Source organism: Bacillus sp. 05T22 (assembly GCF_056396765.1).
In genome coordinates this window covers 1-18,434 of record NZ_JBFTMC010000019.1, presented here as the reverse complement: position 1 = coordinate 18,434, position 18,434 = coordinate 1, and the positions used below count along the sequence as shown (strand labels likewise).

General features: G+C 35.0%; 15 protein-coding genes and 3 pseudogenes. 6 read left to right on the top strand and 12 right to left on the bottom strand.

Annotation, left to right across the window (positions count from 1 at the left end; translation table 11 throughout):
- Nucleotides 1–367: 367 nt before the first annotated feature.
- From AC1DIT_RS08970 to nagE, 3 genes are all read right to left on the bottom strand, one after another.
- Nucleotides 368–1,183 carry a hypothetical protein gene (locus AC1DIT_RS08970; RefSeq protein WP_016112975.1) on the bottom strand — a complete coding sequence of 272 codons (816 nt, stop codon included), beginning with the start codon at nucleotides 1,181–1,183 and terminating at the stop codon, nucleotides 368–370.
- A 92-nt stretch (nucleotides 1,184–1,275) separates the two neighbouring features.
- Nucleotides 1,276–2,499 carry a serine hydrolase domain-containing protein gene (locus AC1DIT_RS08965; protein ID WP_016112974.1) on the bottom strand — a complete coding sequence of 408 codons (1,224 nt, stop codon included), beginning with the start codon at nucleotides 2,497–2,499 and terminating at the stop codon, nucleotides 1,276–1,278.
- Between the two features lie 260 nt (nucleotides 2,500–2,759).
- A complete protein-coding gene (gene nagE / locus AC1DIT_RS08960) occupies nucleotides 2,760–4,253 on the bottom strand; it encodes an N-acetylglucosamine-specific PTS transporter subunit IIBC (RefSeq protein WP_016112973.1) in 1,494 nt (497 codons plus the stop codon).
- 501 nt (nucleotides 4,254–4,754) lie between these two features.
- Between nagE and glsA the strand changes: the two genes are divergently transcribed.
- On the top strand, nucleotides 4,755–5,684 hold the full coding sequence (glsA, locus tag AC1DIT_RS08955; RefSeq protein ID WP_016112972.1) for a glutaminase A: 930 nt from the start codon (nucleotides 4,755–4,757) through the stop codon (nucleotides 5,682–5,684).
- 176 nt (nucleotides 5,685–5,860) lie between these two features.
- Nucleotides 5,861–6,202 carry a DUF3969 family protein gene (locus AC1DIT_RS08950; protein WP_016112971.1) on the top strand — a complete coding sequence of 114 codons (342 nt, stop codon included), beginning with the start codon at nucleotides 5,861–5,863 and terminating at the stop codon, nucleotides 6,200–6,202.
- Between the two features lie 21 nt (nucleotides 6,203–6,223).
- On the opposite strand, the gene AC1DIT_RS08945 is transcribed toward AC1DIT_RS08950, so the two are convergent.
- Together AC1DIT_RS08945 and ytaF are read right to left on the bottom strand one after the other, a co-directional pair.
- On the bottom strand, nucleotides 6,224–6,382 hold the full coding sequence (locus AC1DIT_RS08945) for a hypothetical protein (RefSeq protein ID WP_016112970.1): 159 nt from the start codon (nucleotides 6,380–6,382) through the stop codon (nucleotides 6,224–6,226).
- A 117-nt stretch (nucleotides 6,383–6,499) separates the two neighbouring features.
- Nucleotides 6,500–7,108: a sporulation membrane protein YtaF gene (ytaF, locus tag AC1DIT_RS08940; protein ID WP_016132526.1), complete on the bottom strand. Its 609-nt coding sequence runs from the start codon at nucleotides 7,106–7,108 to the stop codon at nucleotides 6,500–6,502.
- A 136-nt stretch (nucleotides 7,109–7,244) separates the two neighbouring features.
- Here ytaF and AC1DIT_RS08935 point away from each other — a divergent pair, with 136 nt between their 5' ends.
- Nucleotides 7,245–7,898 (top strand): helix-turn-helix domain-containing protein, encoded by a 654-nt coding sequence (locus tag AC1DIT_RS08935; protein WP_016112968.1) that lies wholly within the window; start codon nucleotides 7,245–7,247, stop codon nucleotides 7,896–7,898.
- A gap of 174 nt (nucleotides 7,899–8,072) precedes the next feature.
- Here AC1DIT_RS08935 and AC1DIT_RS08930 read toward each other — a convergent pair.
- The 3 genes and pseudogenes from AC1DIT_RS08930 to AC1DIT_RS08920 form a co-directional block, all read right to left on the bottom strand.
- Nucleotides 8,073–8,260, bottom strand: a pseudogene (locus tag AC1DIT_RS08930) (acetylornithine deacetylase); the annotation flags it as partial.
- A 68-nt stretch (nucleotides 8,261–8,328) separates the two neighbouring features.
- Nucleotides 8,329–9,750, bottom strand: a complete 1,422-nt coding sequence (locus AC1DIT_RS08925) for an amino acid permease (protein WP_016112966.1) — start codon at nucleotides 9,748–9,750, stop codon at nucleotides 8,329–8,331.
- A 230-nt stretch (nucleotides 9,751–9,980) separates the two neighbouring features.
- Complete coding sequence (locus tag AC1DIT_RS08920; protein WP_003194859.1) at nucleotides 9,981–10,235, bottom strand: biotin/lipoyl attachment domain-containing protein; 255 nt, start codon at nucleotides 10,233–10,235, stop codon at nucleotides 9,981–9,983.
- A gap of 280 nt (nucleotides 10,236–10,515) precedes the next feature.
- Here AC1DIT_RS08920 and AC1DIT_RS08915 point away from each other — a divergent pair, with 280 nt between their 5' ends.
- On the top strand, nucleotides 10,516–11,931 hold the full coding sequence (locus tag AC1DIT_RS08915; protein WP_016132372.1) for a sigma-54 interaction domain-containing protein: 1,416 nt from the start codon (nucleotides 10,516–10,518) through the stop codon (nucleotides 11,929–11,931).
- 64 nt (nucleotides 11,932–11,995) lie between these two features.
- On the opposite strand, the gene truA is transcribed toward AC1DIT_RS08915, so the two are convergent.
- From truA to AC1DIT_RS08900, 3 genes and pseudogenes are all read right to left on the bottom strand, one after another.
- Nucleotides 11,996–12,733 (bottom strand): tRNA pseudouridine(38-40) synthase TruA, encoded by a 738-nt coding sequence (truA, locus tag AC1DIT_RS08910; RefSeq protein ID WP_016112964.1) that lies wholly within the window; start codon nucleotides 12,731–12,733, stop codon nucleotides 11,996–11,998.
- 224 nt (nucleotides 12,734–12,957) lie between these two features.
- Nucleotides 12,958–13,167, bottom strand: a pseudogene (locus tag AC1DIT_RS08905) (DnaD domain-containing protein); the annotation flags it as partial.
- Nucleotides 13,168–13,281: 114 nt separating this feature from the next.
- Nucleotides 13,282–13,959 carry a DnaD domain-containing protein gene (locus AC1DIT_RS08900; RefSeq protein WP_016112962.1) on the bottom strand — a complete coding sequence of 226 codons (678 nt, stop codon included), beginning with the start codon at nucleotides 13,957–13,959 and terminating at the stop codon, nucleotides 13,282–13,284.
- Between the two features lie 883 nt (nucleotides 13,960–14,842).
- On the opposite strand from AC1DIT_RS08900, the gene AC1DIT_RS08895 reads away from it, so the two are divergent.
- Both AC1DIT_RS08895 and AC1DIT_RS08890 read left to right on the top strand, forming a co-directional pair.
- Nucleotides 14,843–16,291, top strand: a complete 1,449-nt coding sequence (locus tag AC1DIT_RS08895) for a L,D-transpeptidase family protein (protein ID WP_016112961.1) — start codon at nucleotides 14,843–14,845, stop codon at nucleotides 16,289–16,291.
- 400 nt (nucleotides 16,292–16,691) lie between these two features.
- A pseudogene (locus AC1DIT_RS08890) lies at nucleotides 16,692–16,880 on the top strand (helix-turn-helix domain-containing protein); the annotation flags it as partial.
- A 15-nt stretch (nucleotides 16,881–16,895) separates the two neighbouring features.
- On the opposite strand, the gene AC1DIT_RS08885 reads toward AC1DIT_RS08890, so the two are convergent.
- Nucleotides 16,896–18,359 (bottom strand): WD40/YVTN/BNR-like repeat-containing protein, encoded by a 1,464-nt coding sequence (locus tag AC1DIT_RS08885; protein WP_016132524.1) that lies wholly within the window; start codon nucleotides 18,357–18,359, stop codon nucleotides 16,896–16,898.
- Nucleotides 18,360–18,434 lie beyond the last annotated feature (75 nt).

Below are 18,434 nucleotides of genomic sequence, written 5' to 3'. Positions count from 1 at the left end.
AAAAGCGAATGAGATAGTTGTGACACGTTTGTGAAATATTGAACAAACCACTATACACATAGTGTTAACTTCATTTAAAGCTCTTTTAAATTAACTCTTTCCTTAATTGTATTTTTTTGGTATTCTTATAAACGAAGCCTATTCTGTAGTATAAAGGGTCATACCCATTTTAAACTGTAATACCCTTACCTCCTATTCTGTTATAGTTTTTTTAGAACAGAATAGAAAGAAGTGTACCTGTTTGGTACACTTCTTTTCATGATTAATTTCCCCTTTACGATCAAGTTGAAACAATTGTAGTTACAACGAAGTTTAATTGTCAACTCTATACTTTTCCAATAAAAGAGGCATCCTACTACGATGTCTTCTAATTTTTAAAGGTTATAATTGTTGTTACCGCATAGTATACCGCTTTTTCAAAATCCGCATGTTCAGATACCGATATCGAAACAAGTGACCCGCCACTTGCTGAAAAATATTGAACTGCTTCTAGTGGAATGCCGTCTTCTTTTACATCAATATAAGTTCCATCTTGCCACTTTCCCTTTTGCATCGTTGTCGATAAATCTCCTGTAATTTTCCCAACTTCCTGTCCATCCACTGATAAAAAACACCATTCCCATTTTGTTAAACTTAGCAATTGGTTCAATTCACCAATTTTCTCTCCCTTTATGCTATGAAATGAATACGAATTCCGTATGCCCCTTTTCTTCTTGACTATTAACAGCTCTTCTCCTAATTCATTACATAAATAAAATTGCTGCTCATGCATTCCTTTAAAGAAAAACGATAAGATACATTTCCATATCTTTTGAATCTGAGAATTATATCTTTCTTTGAGCACTCCTATTGTATTTCCATCTAATCCAAAGTATGTAACTGTCTTAAATATACCTGTTTCTCTACGGATAACAAATCTCCGCTGCTCCAACAATAAGGAGATTTCTTTGTCTTGAATTACCTGCTCTATCCCTTTTGCTCTACTTCTTTCTATCAAACCATAAATTAGTAGAATACATGCTGATAACATAATACTTATTGATTTTAGAGTATCCTTTTCCGAACTAAAAACTGTTCCTTTTCGATATTCCACTACAAATCCAATCGTAATAATAACCCATACAATAATAGCTACAAACAATGTTCGCCTCGCATTACGTGCATGATGCTTATAAATGCTCATAACATCCCCCTTTTTCCATTTTTTTCATTATCTCAATAAATATATCCCTTCTCAACTTACACGAAAAAAAGACTACCTCAAAAGATAGTCTCTTACACTTCAATATGCTGCAACATCGTATAAATATCATTATTAACCGTACCAAATGATTTAATATTATTTTGAATATTAGATAATAAAATAACATACGCATTACCACTTCTACTAAATCCATTTAAACAATTCCATCCCGGCATTACACCGTGATTAGAGTAACTTCCCGGATTTACATACCATCCAAATCCATAATCTTTTTTAAATGCTGTAAACATTTGATTGTAGCTTTCTTTGGATATTAGCTTCCCAGAAAATAGCGCTTCGTTAAATAAGTATAAATCATTTGCACTCGTATATATGTCGCCATTTCCATATAATTGTGACATGCTCGGGATAGCAGGTACTGTCATATTATTATTTACAATCTTGTAACCAGTAGAAGGATACTTTGTTTTCTCTAATTCAGTACCAAAGCCCGAATTTTTCATGCCTACAACATCAAAAATATGTTGTTTAATATATTCTTCTAACGGTTGTCCACTAACTTTCTCAACAATGTAACCAAGTATTGAATAATTGGAATCCGAATACTTCCATTTTTCACCTGGATTAAATAAAGGTTTTTGTTGTCCAATTCGCTTCAACAATTCCTCATGAGAAATATCATCTGCCCCTGCCTCATATTCAGGAATTCCAGATGTATGTGTCAATAGATGAACTAACTTAACTTCGCTACCTCTTGGAAAACTAGGAATATATTTCGCTATTGTATCCTCTGTTTGAATTTTATTTTGATCTTTTAACTGCATAATCGCTGTCGCTACGAATGCCTTTGAAATTGAGCCAATATAAAATGTTGTTTCTGAATTATTTGGTATTTGTTTCGCCTGATTTGCCAGCCCGTACCCTTTATTCAAAAGTACTTTTCCATTTTTCACAACAACTGCTGTTCCACTAAAATTTTTGCTCTTTAAATACTCATCTAATTTGGCATTCTCATTAATTTCTTGTGGTGGTCCTTGGACAGGTTGTTCCACTTCCTTAGCTTGCGGTGGCACTTCCGGAGGCTGTTCTGCTTGTTTTTGTTCTGCTTGTTTTTGTACCGTTTCTTTCTTTACTTCCCTAGTTGCTTTTAACGCATTCTCTTTCTTATTATGTGAAGTAATTTTTGTAAACACAAAATATACAAGCGAAAACAATACAATGAGAATGACCGTTCTTTTTATGTATGTAACCGGTCGACGGGCTTTCATACTGACGCTATCCTTTTCTTCATTCATGGTTCTTTTTTCCCCTTATTTATCAATAATTTAATCCATTCATAAAAAAGATACCCTCTAATTTCTCCTAACTAATGGAAGTTTTGTTTTATACCATCCCTACTTTATCATGTGACGAACGTATTACCAACAAATATGTACAAAAAAGAAAAAGAAAATTTTCAAAAGTAAGATTCCCGATAATATTTCTATAAAAAAAGAGGATGTCCTCAAAAAGATCAACTTTATCGACCTTTTTGAACATCCTCTTTTACAATTATTTATACATGTTTTTTCATATCATCAGCTACAGATTCAACGTTTGTACCTACGATAACCTGCACGCTTGTATTACTTAATTTCATAACACCTTTTGCACCGGCACGTTTTAATGCTGGCTCATTTACTAAGTTTGCATCTTTGACTTGTAGGCGTAAACGAGTCGCACAGTTATCAATAACGGTTAAGTTGTCTTTTCCGCCTAATGCTGCTACGTAAGTTTCACCGATAGATCCTGCAACTGGTGCTTCACCTTCTTCTACTAACTCCTCATCATCTTCACGACCTGGAGTTTTTAAGTTAAATTTCTTAATTAGGAAATAGAATACCACAAAGTAAATTGCTGCATAAATTAAACCAATTCCCGCTAATAATAACGGTTTTGTTGCAATACCTAAGTTTAAGAAATAATCAATCGCACCGGCACTAAATGAGAAACCATCGTGAATACCAAGTTTTGTTGTTACAAATAACGAAATACCTGTTAATACAGCATGAATACCATATAATACTGGAGATAAGAACATGAATGAGAATTCAATTGGTTCTGTAATACCAGTTAAGAACGATGTTAAAGCAAGACCAACTAACATTCCTGTAACCATTTTACGTTTTTCTGGTTTAGCAGCCGCAATCATTGCGAAACATGCTGCTGGTAAACCGAACATCATAATTGGGAAGAAACCAGTCATAAACATACCTGCTGATGGATCTTGCGCAAAGAAGCGTGCGATATCACCATGAACAATATCGCCTGCTGCATTTGTAAAGTCACCAAGTACAAACCAGAAATATGTGTTCATTACATGGTGTAAACCAATTGGAATTAATAGACGGTTTAATAAACCGAATAGACCAGCTCCGATTGCATCTAAGTTTACAATACCGTGTGCTACTGCATCAATACCGCTTTGAATTGTTGGCCAAACTTGACCGAATACTAATCCTAAAAGAAGCATGACAACAGAAGTAATAATTGGCACGAATCGTTTTCCTGCAAAGAATCCTAACCATTCTGGTAATTTAATCTTATGGAATTTGTTATATAATAAGCCAGCGACAACCCCGGCGATAATACCACCAAGTATAGCCATATTTATCTTCGGTGTTAAAGCCGATGCTTTTGAAACTTTTGTCATTGTATCCGCTAACTTACTTGGATCAACTGAACCGAGTAAGTCTTGAACACTTTTTAATTTATCATTTAATTCTGCTGTTGAATAACTAACACTTAAAGTATTAGTTGTATTCTTCATAACTAGATAACCAATCGCACCTGCAAGACCTGCGGCACCACTACCATCAACAGATAAACCGATTGCAACACCAATTGCAAAAATAAGTGCTAAGTTATCAAAGATTGCTGCACCGGCCTGTGCCATAACAGGAATATCAAATACGTCTGGTTGACCTAAACGAAGCAATAATCCTGCTGCTGGTAACACTGCGATTGGAAGCATTAACGCTTTACCAATACGTTGTAGAAACTGCAACATTGTAATTCCCCCTATTCAATTTATGAAATCGTTATCATTATAATTGCACCTTAGAAAACGCTTTCTATTACATAACCATATTAACATATAGTTGTATAGATGTGTAGCTTTTATTTGCGGGCTTTTTATGGATATATTCCCCATTTCCAAACTGTTATATAAAAGGGGAATTCTCCTTTTATTACCGACTAAAATGAAAGATACGGCAACTATACAGCCATTTTGATTTTCCAACATATAAGCCACGGCTATGAAGAACAAAAGGTGACCTGCCCTCGTTTTCTCTTTTTGTTTTACTTGGCATAGGGCAGGAAGAAGATCTGACCGCTTCTATGCATGGCCAGATCCTCTCTCCCAACTAAAAAAGGGGTTATATTGTTTTTTCAATTTTTATTCAAATAGAAGTTTCATTTTATCATTCCACTTTTTCATGTTATTATTTATTTCCAAGTTTATAGGGAACAGTAAACTTAGTGAAAAAGGAACAGGAGCGGTGGTATTATGCAGTGCATCGAAACAAATAACTTACAACAGCTGTTAGAACAAGTAAAGCCATATACAAAAAAAGGGAAACTTGCTACTTATATCCCCGAACTAGGAAATGCAAATCCAGACGATTTAGGGATTGCTATCTACCATAAAGAGACAGAATATATCCATGCTGGTAACTCACAAACACTCTTCACCCTTCAAAGCATTTCAAAAGTAATTACACTTGCACTTGCTCTTCTAGATCGCGGTGAAGAATATGTATTCTCTAAAGTTGGAATGGAGCCCACTGGTGACCCATTCAATTCTATTATTAAGCTAGAAACAACTAGCCCTTCTAAACCTCTTAATCCAATGATTAACGCTGGTGCGTTAGCTATTACAAGTATGCTTACAGGAGATAGTAACGAAGAGAAGATGGAACGAATTCTCCGCTTTGTACGTGATATTACAGACAATCCTACAATTAACTACTCTTCAAAAGTAGCCATCTCTGAACTAGAAACTGCTTACTTAAATCGGTCTCTTTGCTACTATATGAAGCAAAATGGCATCATTGATGGCAATATCGAGAAATTAATGGATTTATACACACGTCAATGTGCTATTGAAGTAAACTGTATTGATTTAGCACGTATTGGTTTAATCTTCGCAATGGATGGCTACGATCCATATAAGAAAAAACAAATTATTCCAAGACATATCACAAAAATTTGCAAAACATTTATGGTAACATGTGGCATGTACAACGAATCTGGTGAATTTGCAATCCGCGTTGGTATTCCCGCAAAAAGTGGGGTGGCCGGTGGTATTTTTGGCTGCGTAAAAGGCGAAATAGGAATCGGTATTTTCGGACCGGCTCTAGATGCAAATGGAAATAGTATCGCTGGATTTAAAATATTAGAGTTACTCTCCGCTCAGGAAAGTTGGAGTATTTTTTAAAAAGGTTTCTTAATGACAGTTTTCTTCATTACCTATACTTAAATTTCAAATTCCACCAAATAAAAAAGTTATCCTGCCCCACTTAAATAGGATAACTTTTTTTATTATGCATATTTGTTCCCCCCTCCCGAATAATATAGTACAACCTAACGCTATACGGTGGAGGTGTAAAAGAAATGAAACTTATTTTTCAAATGGAGGAACAGCCTGTCCTAGAAAAAACCATCCTTCTTTTTATACTCAGTATTGTAGAAAGCTTAAAATTAAAAGTTGTTTCCCCCGATGAGGCTTATCGGTACATATTCAATGTAGAAGTATTGGAATTATTAATGGATCGAAATATTGATGATCAAGTACTAGAGCTTATTCATTTTGGAATGGGACTTGAAGACATTCATCATGTCCTCCCCGAAGAACTTGAACCAAGTATTGAGGAATTAAAATGGCGTTGTATTCAAGTTCTAGGTGAATATGGCATGTATGAGGAATCACAACAATTAATTGAAGACATACGCTAAAAAAGCACCTACATAGGTGCTTTAATGTTTCTTTAAACTATTTTTATACGTTTCAATATTAACAGGTAATTCTTCCTCTTCTAATGTATGCTCATTTACATCTTTATGAATATAAGCACCTTTAGGCGGCTGATGATCATGACCTTTTTTCTTATGATCAAATGCTTTACCACGCCCCATACTCATCCCCCTTTCTTTAAAAGAAATCACTGTTAGTATGAAGAAAAACACGTCGATATATGCAGTACTTTGTTGTATTTCCAAGGAAATATTCGAATATTGTTCTCCCAGCTAAACTTACATCAATTGATCAATTCCAATAAGAATCAGTAACATGCCAGCAATAATTGTTGCCCATTTCCCTAAATATTCCGCTAAAAATCTCTTCCCTATATAGGAAAAACCTCTAATACAAATAAAACTAAATACACCTGAGATAATCGCAGTCCACCAAAGGTTCAAATTGGTTACTCCCGCATCAAATCCCCCTGCAATATTATTAATTGATAATGCAACACCTAGTACAAGTGCTTCAGAAAAACCGATTGTTTTAGAGTCATCAAAGTCAGCATTCTCCGGATTACGTAATATCCCCACCATACTTCCATCTTTCTCTAAAACCTCCTCTTGCTTACTAAGTAAGGGCTGACATAAAACAAACACCCCAATTAGTACAAGTACAAGTGCACCTATTAAATTTGCCATAAAATCTGAAATAAACAATGAAATCCAACTTCCAAAAAAGCCAGCCAATAGAGTAAATAAGAAACCAAAAAAGGCGATGATAAAATTATTAAACCAAGAAATTCGAATCTTGCAAATCCCATACGCAATACCTACACCTGCATTATCTAAATTAGAAGCAATTCCAATCAAAAAAATTGAAAATAAACCCGCCGTACTCATCAACATTCACTCCTTCTGTTCACTTTTCATTGCATATTATGCAAATGTTGAGCAACTGTGACTGTCAGCTTCATATACTTGTAATAAAAAGCTCCACATTTTTTCAACACCTTAGAAAAAAAGGAGTGCCAAAACTATGTCTATTCAAAATCCAAATGATAAACTTGGTACCTTATTAAAAAAATTGTTAAAAGAACGTGCCTTATCTATGCGCCAATTAGGAACACTTACAAACATTGATCCCTCCACAATTTCAAGAATTATAAATGGTAAACAACAAGCAAAACAAAAACACCTGCAAAAATTTGCAGAATGTCTGCAAGTTCCTATGCAAGTTTTATATGATTCCATGCATACGGATTTTCCCTATGAAAAAAAAGAAAAGACGGATATGTACACATCCATAGATGCAATTCAACAAACATTACAATCATCTAACCTATTTGATTACGACTACACAACAACTCGTGTAAAACAGGAACTCGAAAGTTATGAGCGATACGCTCAAACAACAGAAGGACAAAAACGTATTCATGAAAGCTTCTCAACAAAACTGCAACAAATTGATAGCACAGGACCTTTCATTGAGCAATTAACAGATATGTATCATCAATTTTGCAAAGAATCCATTCCTTTCCAAGAACGTGCTATCATCGGGAGTGCCTTATTGTATTTCGTTTTATCAACAGACATTATCCCTGATTATATATTTCCAATTGGCTATTTAGATGATGCTATCGCAGTGGAATTAGCAAAAGAGAAGTTGGCTGAAATGAGAAAAAAAACGTAGAGGATTTCTTGGAGAACATATGGAACTATTTCGGAAGCTTAGCTTACCTAGATTTTGAAATAGTTCCTACTAAAAAAATCGTACAAACATAAAAGCTTGTACGATTCCACGACAGGTACCTTTCATATTACATAATGTACCTTATCTCTTTATTATGAAAACCTTAATTTTTTCTTATTTTTGTGTATGACACCACTCGTATATAAAAGCCACAATAACTTTCCTAAACTCAATTAACTGGCTAATTTCAACTTTCTCGTTTACAGAATGCGCTTCCTCTAAAGTCCCTGGTCCATAAATGACAGCCGGAATATTGAACTCACTAAACCCCCGCCATCTGTTACTGTTGCTGACATATCTAGAATTTCCCTACGGTTGATTTTGTATAACACTATTACTCATCTACATAAAAATCAAACCTAAAATTCCATCATAAACTTTTTACTTCTATTGTGTCCTTCTTTTCAATGTGTTCCATTGATTTTTTCTTATTTTTTGTAACACGGTAAAACAGTAAACAAACAATCATAAATGGAACACCACAATACAATGCCATACGTTGATCTGGAATAAAAGCCATGCCCACGATTACAGTCATATTTAATCCGAAACAAAGAAGTGGCACAAACGGATACAACGGCGTTTTAAATTTCAAATCCTTAATATCCCCGCCTTGCTTTACGTACATTCTTCTACTAAGAAAATTTGATAAACCAATCGATGCCCAGACTAGTATTCCACCGAATCCTGCAATAGAAAGAAGCCATAAATAAACTGTATCCTCTGCATATATACCAGATAATAAAGAAAGACAACCAAAAATTGTACTTGTAAGTAATGCATAAATAGGAACACCCTTTTTAGATAACTTCCCAAAAATCGGACTAATCATCCCTTGCTTCGACATAGACCAAAGCATACGAGAAGTTGCATATAAGCCCGAATTTGCTACTGATAACACCGCTGTAATAATAACAAAGTTCATAATATCTGCGGCATACGGAATCCCAATTTTATCAAATACAACTACGAATGGACTTTCTACTAATCCCGCTTTTTCCCATGGGAATAACCCAGCGAGTATAAACATAGAAAGTATAAAGAAAATGAATATACGCCAAGCTGTATTTCTAATTGCTTTCGGAATGGTTTTCTCCGGGTTTTCACTCTCACCGGCCGTAATCCCAACAATTTCGGTCCCCTGGAAGGAGAAATTAACGGCAATCATGGTAATTAGAATCGCTTTCAGTCCATTTGGGAACAGTCCCCCGTGATCAGTAAAGTTTGAAAGCATCGGTGCTGCGTCATTTCCTTTCATATGTAAAAATCCAAACATCGCTGCCCCGCCTAAAATAATAAATGCAATAATTGTAATTACTTTAATGCCGGCAATCCAAAACTCAACCTCTGCAAAACTCCGTGAGGATAATGCATTAATCGAAAAAAGAAGGACTGCAAACACGACGCACCATATCCAAGATGGTACATGTGGAAACCAGCGCTTCATTAAAATACTTACTGCAATCAACTCAATCCCTATCGTAGCAGCCCAGTTTAACCATGACATCCAACCAACTACATAACCTACCGCAGGCGAAATATACTTTGTAGCATACATTTGATAAGATCCTGCATTCGGCATAGCAACAGCTAACTCTCCAAGACAAAGCATCGTTAAATACATAACAAAGCTCCCAACAAGATACGCTACAATCGCACCGCCTGGCCCTGCTTCATGAATTGTATAACCTGATCCTAAGAAAAGACCTGTGCCAATAACCCCTCCAAGTGCAATCATAAATATGTGTCGACTTTTTAGCTCTCGCTTTAACTCCTGATTTTGCTTTTCCATATGAGCCCCCTAGCAGAAATGTAAACGCTTTAAAAAATAATATAAAAAAATAAAGTGCATACTCATGATTACGATAGACTTGTAACAAGAGGGAGATTTTTCAAAAGAAAATCTCCCAATCCAAGGAAATACTATCACACGATAAATAGTTGTTACTAAAATTTTTTTATAATTTTCCACAATTGTTTAAAAGATCCTTAGAAAACGGTACATCATCCAGAAGGACTATATTAATCACTTCCTGTAATCAATAAATCATCCCTGACTGTTATTAATAATGTTTGCTCCGTGATAACTTGTCCTTCTTCTACTTCTAGCAATTCCACATAACCGCTGATTCCCACTTTAACTTCTACTTTCCGTTCATCCATTGTTTCAATTAAAGCTAATTTCTCCCACTCATATACGTAGGAACTTTCATTAATAAATAATTTTGTAACTCTGCCATAGCAAGGGCTGTACACGTTTTCTATTACTGTTTTCATCTTTTAAACCCCTCTTTCTTATTAAGTGCGCATGTAACTCTTTTCCCCACCTCCAAATTTATAAGATTCAACTACTATTCATGCAAGATATATACCAACCTAATTTCTTACTTAAGATTAAGAGATAGTACTGAAAAAATCTGAATTCCACGCAATATCTTTCTTCTCTTTTAAAGATTTTTCACCTTAAACACGCAAATTTTTTTTGCATACTCGCAAAAATTTTATTAAAATTAAGAAAAATCAGTCTTCATAAGGTATAACAAGGAGAAGATGAAACATGTATACAGAAGAAATCAATTTCAAAAAATTAGTTGAAATGAATATGCTATATGAAACTTTACTGAATGAAATTGATATTGGCATTCACATGATTAACGAAGAAGGTAAGACGATCATTTATAACCGCAAAATGATGGAGATTGAATCGATGGATCATAAAGATGTACTATATAAAAATCTTTTAGAAGTATTTGTTTTTGAAGAAAACCAGAATAGTACTCTTATAGGAGCATTAACACTTGGAAAAGCAAAGAAAAATATAAAACAGACTTATTTTAATAATAAGAGGCAAGAGATTACAACGATTAATGACACCTTCCCTATAGTGAAGAATGGAAAAATCAAGGGCGCTGTTGAAATCGTAAAAGAATTTCCTCCATTAAGGCAAACGAGTAAAGGAGGCGCGATTCGAGGGCATCATACGAAATTTACCTTCAATCATATAATAGGTAATTCAGGTGCGATTCAATCGGTTATTACAGAAGCAAAAAAAGTAACGCGTACCTCTTCCTCTATACTGATTGTGGGAGAAACAGGAACTGGAAAAGAACTATTTGCACAAAGTATTCATAATGAAAGTCAACGTGCTGGAAAACCTTTTATCTCACAAAATTGTGCTGCCATTCCTGAAACTTTAATGGAAAGCTTATTATTCGGTACGAATAAAGGAGCTTTTACAGGCGCAATCGATAAACCAGGCTTATTTGAAGAAGCCCATGGTGGAACTTTATTGTTAGATGAAATTAACTCGCTAAGCCCTGCACTTCAGGCCAAATTATTGCGGGCAATACAAGATAAAACAATACGAAGAATCGGCGGATCACAAGAAAAAGAAGTCGACGTTCGAATCATAACTACCATTAATGAAGATCCGATTGAAGCTATCACGCATAATCGCCTGCGAAAAGATTTATATTACAGACTAAGCGTCGTCACTTTATTTCTCCCACCTTTAAGACAGCGGAAAGAAGACATCTTACCGCTTCTTCATAGCTTTATTGAAAAATATAATATGCAGTTTGGTTTACGAGTACAAGGTGTGGATGACAGCGTAATAAATTTCTTCTATAAACACGATTGGCCCGGCAATATACGCGAATTAGAGCACATAATTGAAGGGGCTATGAACTTAATTGAAGATGAGGACGTTATTACAACATCCCATACCCCAGCTCGTTTTTATGAGCTAACAAAAAACGAATTCCCTATTCAACCTCCTCTAGCTAGATGGGAAACAGATAAATTAGATCATACATCGAAAACTTTAAAGAACACAATAAAAGAAATGGAAAGAGAATATATTATTCAAATTCTTAAAGAACATAATGGAAATATCTCGCAAGCCGCAAAATACTTAGGATTAAGTAGACAAAACTTGCAATATCGATTAAAAAAGTATGGGCTAAATACGTAATCTTAGAATGTTCTATAAGCACAAAAAATAAAGGCCGTTCCGAAAGGACGGTCTTTATTTTTTCCTAAAAATCAACCTTCTCCAAATACAACCCACTCGCATCCGCAAGACAATTAATTTGATTTCGTTGTTTCGCTTCTAAAATTTGTGGGATCACTTCAGCATCTAACTGACCTAATCCAACTTCTACTAACGCTCCAACGATTTTTCTCACCATATTGTGAAGAAATCCATTTCCGCTCACTCTAATTTGGATGAAACCTTCACTTTCCACGACATCGAGCATATATATTTCACGAACCATAGATTTTTTTTTAGATTTAGCATTAGAAAAAGCAGTAAAATCATGTGAACCAATTAAATATTGCGCTGCTTTTTGCATGTTTTCAATATTTAACTTTTTCCCAACATGCATGCTGTATTTACGCATAAATGGATTCGTATGTTCCTCATTCCAAATTTTATATAAATACGTCTTCGCTTTCGAATTGTAGCGAGCATGGAAACGTTCAGAGACTAACTCCACATCCTTAATACTAATATCGTTTGGTAAGTATTGATTTAAATACTTCTTAATTTTCGGTTCTGCTAATTTTTCATCGACCTTGAAGTTCGCTACTTGATTCAAAGCATGTACACCAGCATCTGTTCTGCTGCATCCCATGATTTCTATTTCGTGTCCAACCATTTCTGATAATACACTTTCGATTTTTCCTTGAATCGTATTATCATTATTTCCAAGACGTTGCCAGCCTTTATAGCGGCCGCCGTCATATTGAATTGTTAATTTGTAATTGTTCATTGTTTTCTGCTATTAAAAACATAGACATTTGCCTATTCATGTTTTTATTAACAGACTCACCGCCTTTCTTTTTCCGTTACATAAAACAAAAATTTTAAGCATTCTATGATATTTTTCGTAATCTTCTTTTCATAGTAACACAAGATAGCTCATTTAGTGTCTACTTCTGCCAATGTATTATGCGCATGAACTATACATATGAAATCAATAGTGTACAATCTAAGTCACGGACGCCACCCATGTTCCGTTAAAAACCTCCGTAGCTCTTCTTCAGACGGTACGTTTTTCTCCCATTCTTCACAATCATTTAGAAATTTCTCAGTATCATGGGCAACAGACAGTTCCTTCTTCCGAAACCTCACTGCTGCTTCCTCTACTTCACTAAGCCTCGTATATCCTTTTTCATGCCAGTCCCGTAAAATGCCCTTCACATAAAGTGAAACTTCCATCAGTGTGGGGGGGCTTTCCCCCCACTGATGGTTAGTTGAACCAATCGGGCTTTTACGGGCAGTTATCCCCCACCTACCTTCTTTGATTCTCTTTGAATCTTAAGGTGGGGTCTTACTGCCCGTTAATGCGGGATAAGCAAGCGTTCGCTTGTTATTTTCATAGGCAATCTGGAGTGCTTTCAATACAAGTTCATCTGACAGATCATCCATCCACGCATTCAGTTCCTCCATCGTATGTGGTGACAAGCTATCAAAGTTTTGTTCATAAAACGTGAATACATTACCTCCCAAATCAATTTCCCCATCTGTTTCACAGCTTTCGGCATCATCTTGAGGAACAGCTTGAGACTCTTCAACCGGCATACCAAAATGCTCCAATAACAGCGGAATGCTCAGCCCTTCCTCCAAACATTTTTGAAGAAACATATGTAAAAACTTTTTGCTTTTCACAGTCTTTAGCTCACGCAACACACATTTCTCGATGTTCGTGTTCGTAACTGGGTTATAGCGCACCCAGTTCTGGATGTATAGCTCCTTCGTTTCTGCATCATATAATATTTTTCCATAGTCAATAAACCGCTGCAGTAGCTTCTCAACAGTCTCCCGGTTATAGCCTGTTTCCATCTCCGCCAAACGCTTCGGCAACGGATAAATGCCGCATTGCGTCGTTTTAGAGCATGTCAGCAAGTATATGTAAAAGTATCGTTCCTCCGGCGTTAAGTCCAATACAAAATCATCCTGCCAAAAATTCACCTGTACATTCCGGTATACTGCCATATTGATCCCTCCCACCTTTTACGGCAAATATGAAATTGCCGTTTCCTTAATAGATATAAAGACAAGTGAGGAAATTGGGTAATTTAATTTTATAAAAAATTACTACTACGTTTTTATTTCTTTCGGGGAGATTCTTGTAGTAGTAGTTTTTTGTTTTGTTTTTGTAATGATTTATTACTTGTAAGGGGCTTGTAAGGGGCTTTTAAGGGGCTTTTAAGGGGCTTACAAGGGGGATGGAAGGGGCTATTCATTGTGAATCGAAAGAATTTAGCTATCATTTAAGAAGGATTTGGGGTATACAATACTATATGTCATTCTCTATGTGCTACAAAATAAGCCTGTTATATGTAGGACTGTTGTGTACATTTTATTGCCTTTCTCCCTTTTTTTCCTATCGCTAGGTTACGTTTAACGAGGCTGCAAAGTTCACTTTCGGTTATTGTAATTTATCGCGTCATTTGACTTTCACATTGTCATCGTATTTCAAATTGAAACACCTCTTGTCTTACCAAGGAGGTGCTCTTTCTTTCCTCATCTTACTTACTCTTAAGATATATTTCTAATTGATTAATACTCCTCAAACTTGTATGGATAATATATCCTAATTATATAATATAACTGCCTAAAAAAAGGATTAAAGAAGATAAATTATGTGAAACTTTATAATCCCTTTGGTTTATCTACTGGTTATTAACACGTTCATTCTATGAACAAAAATTCAAATTTGACCAACTCAATACTGTAAAATTTGGTAAAAAAAAAGTGAAAATTTAAGAATAATAAGGTACACTAATCATTGGTTTTGTTTTGGATGCAAAAACACTAGTTTAAAGTCGGTTGACTTTGATACTGGGATTATATTAGGTATGTGGAGGAAATATTTATGAACAACAACACAATAAATGAATCGGTTGAAGAAGTTGATAGAAAACGGGTAAACTCAAGCAAGCGTTTTAAAAATTGGAAGTTTATCACAGCGGGTGGCGTCGTTATAATTGCACTTCTAATTGGGGGAATGAGTTATTATCAGGCAACCCGTTTCAATTCACATGTTACGATTAATGACACAAAAGTCGGCGGTCTGACTGCTGATCAGGCAATGCAGAAATTAAAAGCATCTGGATTAGAGAACAAAGTCTATGTCGGCCAACAACAAATTTTAGATGAAAAAGATACGCAAACGGAACTTACGGAAGAAGATTTGCCTAAAGTTAAGAAACTATTAAAAAGCCAATGGACATTTTCCCCTTCCTCAAAGGAAAAAAATTATTCGCTGCTACCAGAAAAGGCGGATCAGTATCGAAGTAAAACAATGAAAAAACTTGTAGAAGAAAAGCTCTTATCTATGAATAAAGATTTAAAAGCGCCTCAAGATGCTATGGCGAAGCTCGAACAGGGCAAAGTTGTTATCTCAAAAAGCATTGATGGAAAACAGTATGATGTCGTTAGTCTATTAAAGGATTACGACAAGCAGAAGTATAAAAGTGAAATCCATCTGAAGCCTGTATACATACAGCCTATTAAAGAAAACAATCCTATTGTAAAAAAAGAAGAGAAAGCACTACAGGATCTTCTTCAACAAACCATTGATTATAAGGTACAGAATGAAGTTTACTCTTTAAAAGCTAAAGATCTAATTAAAAATGCCTCTATGTCAAAGGATATGAAGGTTACAATCGACGCGAGCGACATTAAGAACAAGATTACTGAAATTAATAATTCTAAATCAACATTAAATAAAGACTTCACATTTAAAACCCATTCTGGTTCGGTCATATCAGTAAAAGGACAAGGCTATGGCTGGGCAATAGATGTTGCAAAAGAAGCAAAACGAATCCAAGAAGCCTTCGAAAAAGGGGAAAAATCGCTTTCCGCTTCTAATATTTACGGAAATGGCTGGAATAAAGAAGGCATCGGTTATGAAACAACAGCGAATAATGGCATTGGAGACACGTATGCGGAAGTGTCGATTGCAGAACAGCAAATTTGGATCTACAAAGATGGAAATTTGGCAGTCACAACGAATGTAGTGACAGGTAAACATAGTACGAGTGAAGATACATCACCGGGTGTGTGGTATATCCTCTATAAACGATCACCGTACACACTCAAAGGCAGCGCAGTAGGTAAACCTGATTATTCCGTTAAGGTAGATTACTGGGCTCCGTTCACAAACGGCGGACAAGGGTTCCACGATGCTGGCTGGCGGACAAACTGGGCAAATAATGCCTATTTAACGGGAGGTTCAGGCGGATGTGTCAACCTCTCTCCTAGTGTTGCGAAAACCGTGTATGATAATCTCAGTACTTATGAACCGGTTGTCGTGTACTAGCTAATAGCAGTCTCTCAAGTATTTTCTTTATAAAAACAAAGAAGCAGGAAATCCTAAGTGATTTTCTGCTTCTTTGTTTTTATTATTTATGCTCCGTACTTCTCCTGTGCGGGGTGGAAAAACAGTTATATACTTAAACCTATTTACTTATAGTATTGTTCACCGTTGCACCTGCAACGGAGGCCATTTTATTTATTTAACAGTGCTCCAACAGAAGTCCCCTTCCTCAAGCACGTGTAGGGCATAGCCCAGGTGGTAGGGGGAATGAATGTTGGTCGTACATAGCACGAAGTTTCTATTTCCTTTTTATGTAACTTTGTGTATACTAGCAGAAAGGGGAACGTATATTCTGTTTTGTGTTTAGGAATCTGAAAAACTATATCGAAAAAAGGGGAAGGGGATGACAATGTTGCTAAGCCAAAAATACGAGATTTTCCCAACCAAAGAACAAAAAGAAACGTTAGATCGTTGGCTACAATATTGTCGTCAAACTTATAACTCTGCTCTTTTAGATAAACAAAGAAAATATAAGGAAAACAAACAATTGTATACACGTTCTGATATGCAAAAGCAACAAGTAATCGATAAGAGTGTTAAGGAGGGGTCATTCAACTTCCTTTATATATTCCCATGTTTCTCCTTTATCTTTTGATTGATAAAGTGCGCTACTATCGCCATTATAATCTCCGTCTGCTCCTTGTCCAACTAACATATTAAAAACTCCATCTTTCTCATAAGGCATACCTGGAGAATCAAAAGGACTTATTATAGACTGTGTATGATCTAATTTCACTTCATGAGGCGGATAATTTACTTTTTTAAAAGATAAGCCCCCATCATCTGTACGATATAACTCTCCCTCGTTACCAGAAGGTCTGACTGCTCCTAAAAATCCAAGTTTATCATTTATAAAGGTTATTCCTGATACACTACCAATTCCTCTGTTAAATGGGTCTGTATTTATAACCTCCCATGTTTTACCTCCATCAGTAGTCTTGCTTAGTGAATAAAAAGCACTACCTAATGCTTTCTCTGTCATATTTAGTTTATAACCAACTTCTTTTGATAGGTAAAACTGTTCCTTGCTATTCGTTAAATCTTGTTGCTTCTCTTTAGAACTCTTTTGATTTGGTTTACTCCAATTCGGGTCACCTATTAAGTTATATCTAGCCGGTACTAACTCTTTCTCTTTTCCAGGGACAAATATAGATACAGTGTATCCAATGATTTCAGAAGTTGCTTCTTTAAGATTATGCTCCGTACCATCCTCATTAATATTAATAATTCCCTCTGTATTGTATCCCCAATTCCTTTTTCCATAATAGACCAATTCATACTTACTTTCATTCCACTTACTAACTGTTTTCTTAACTGGAATAGCCTTAACCGTTTTAATTAGAGGTTCTACTAGTTTATCTTCATCATAATCAGGTTTTGCATATCCATTTCGTATTATAGTAATATCTTGTGACTTATTTTTATTATAAGTTATTAAGTAAGTTTCCTCTTTCCCATCAGCATTTTTCCCATAAACAAATGTATCAAACGCTGTGATTGTTCCATCTGAATGAAATGTAAGATCAAAATCAGTTGCCATATATAATTTCTTTGGCAAAGTATATTTTTTATTTATATCTTCAAAAATGCCTTCTACCCCATATTCATATATATTATTATGTTCAAATTTAACTGATCTTTCATTTTTTAATCTTTCTATAAACCATGCAAGTTTGCCTTCATAATTTGTTGCACTTTTATAAATCTTTACACCATAAAATGATGTGATTACAACAATAATGATAATAGAAATATATTTCCATGCATTTAAATTAATTAATTTTTTAGATTCATATTCTTTATCTTTTATAATTCTCATTGTCGTAAATGTAATTACAGATATAAAAAATACTATACATAATAATAAAATATAAATATTATAATTCATTCTTCCATACATACAGAATAAAGCTAACTCATAACAAAAAATCCAATATCCAATTATTAATATTGGGTTTGTTAATAATGATATAAGTATCCTTTTTGCATTTTGCTTAAATATAAAAATCACTCCTAATTAAATTAATTATATTTATCTATATTGAGTATACTTTGTTTTACCCAATATTTGTATAATCCTTTAATC

Bases quoted from the DNA above. Each gene is read 5' to 3' on its own strand.
- AC1DIT_RS08945 (WP_016112970.1), bottom strand. From the start codon at position 6,382: ATGGGGCGTGGTAAAGCATTTGATCATAAGAAAAAAGGTCATGATCAT.
- AC1DIT_RS08900 (WP_016112962.1), bottom strand. From the start codon at position 13,959: ATGGCAGTATACCGGAATGTACAGGTGAATTTTTGGCAGGATGATTTT.
- AC1DIT_RS08895 (WP_016112961.1), top strand. From the start codon at position 14,843: ATGAACAACAACACAATAAATGAATCGGTTGAAGAAGTTGATAGAAAA.
- AC1DIT_RS08935 (WP_016112968.1), top strand. From the start codon at position 7,245: ATGTCTATTCAAAATCCAAATGATAAACTTGGTACCTTATTAAAAAAA.
- truA (WP_016112964.1), bottom strand. From the start codon at position 12,733: ATGAACAATTACAAATTAACAATTCAATATGACGGCGGCCGCTATAAA.
- AC1DIT_RS08970 (WP_016112975.1), bottom strand. From the start codon at position 1,183: ATGAGCATTTATAAGCATCATGCACGTAATGCGAGGCGAACATTGTTT.
- glsA (WP_016112972.1), top strand. From the start codon at position 4,755: ATGCAGTGCATCGAAACAAATAACTTACAACAGCTGTTAGAACAAGTA.
- AC1DIT_RS08915 (WP_016132372.1), top strand. From the start codon at position 10,516: ATGTATACAGAAGAAATCAATTTCAAAAAATTAGTTGAAATGAATATG.
- AC1DIT_RS08925 (WP_016112966.1), bottom strand. From the start codon at position 9,750: ATGGAAAAGCAAAATCAGGAGTTAAAGCGAGAGCTAAAAAGTCGACAC.
- AC1DIT_RS08920 (WP_003194859.1), bottom strand. From the start codon at position 10,235: ATGAAAACAGTAATAGAAAACGTGTACAGCCCTTGCTATGGCAGAGTT.
- nagE (WP_016112973.1), bottom strand. From the start codon at position 4,253: ATGTTGCAGTTTCTACAACGTATTGGTAAAGCGTTAATGCTTCCAATC.
- AC1DIT_RS08950 (WP_016112971.1), top strand. From the start codon at position 5,861: ATGAAACTTATTTTTCAAATGGAGGAACAGCCTGTCCTAGAAAAAACC.
- ytaF (WP_016132526.1), bottom strand. From the start codon at position 7,108: ATGAGTACGGCGGGTTTATTTTCAATTTTTTTGATTGGAATTGCTTCT.
- AC1DIT_RS08965 (WP_016112974.1), bottom strand. From the start codon at position 2,499: ATGAATGAAGAAAAGGATAGCGTCAGTATGAAAGCCCGTCGACCGGTT.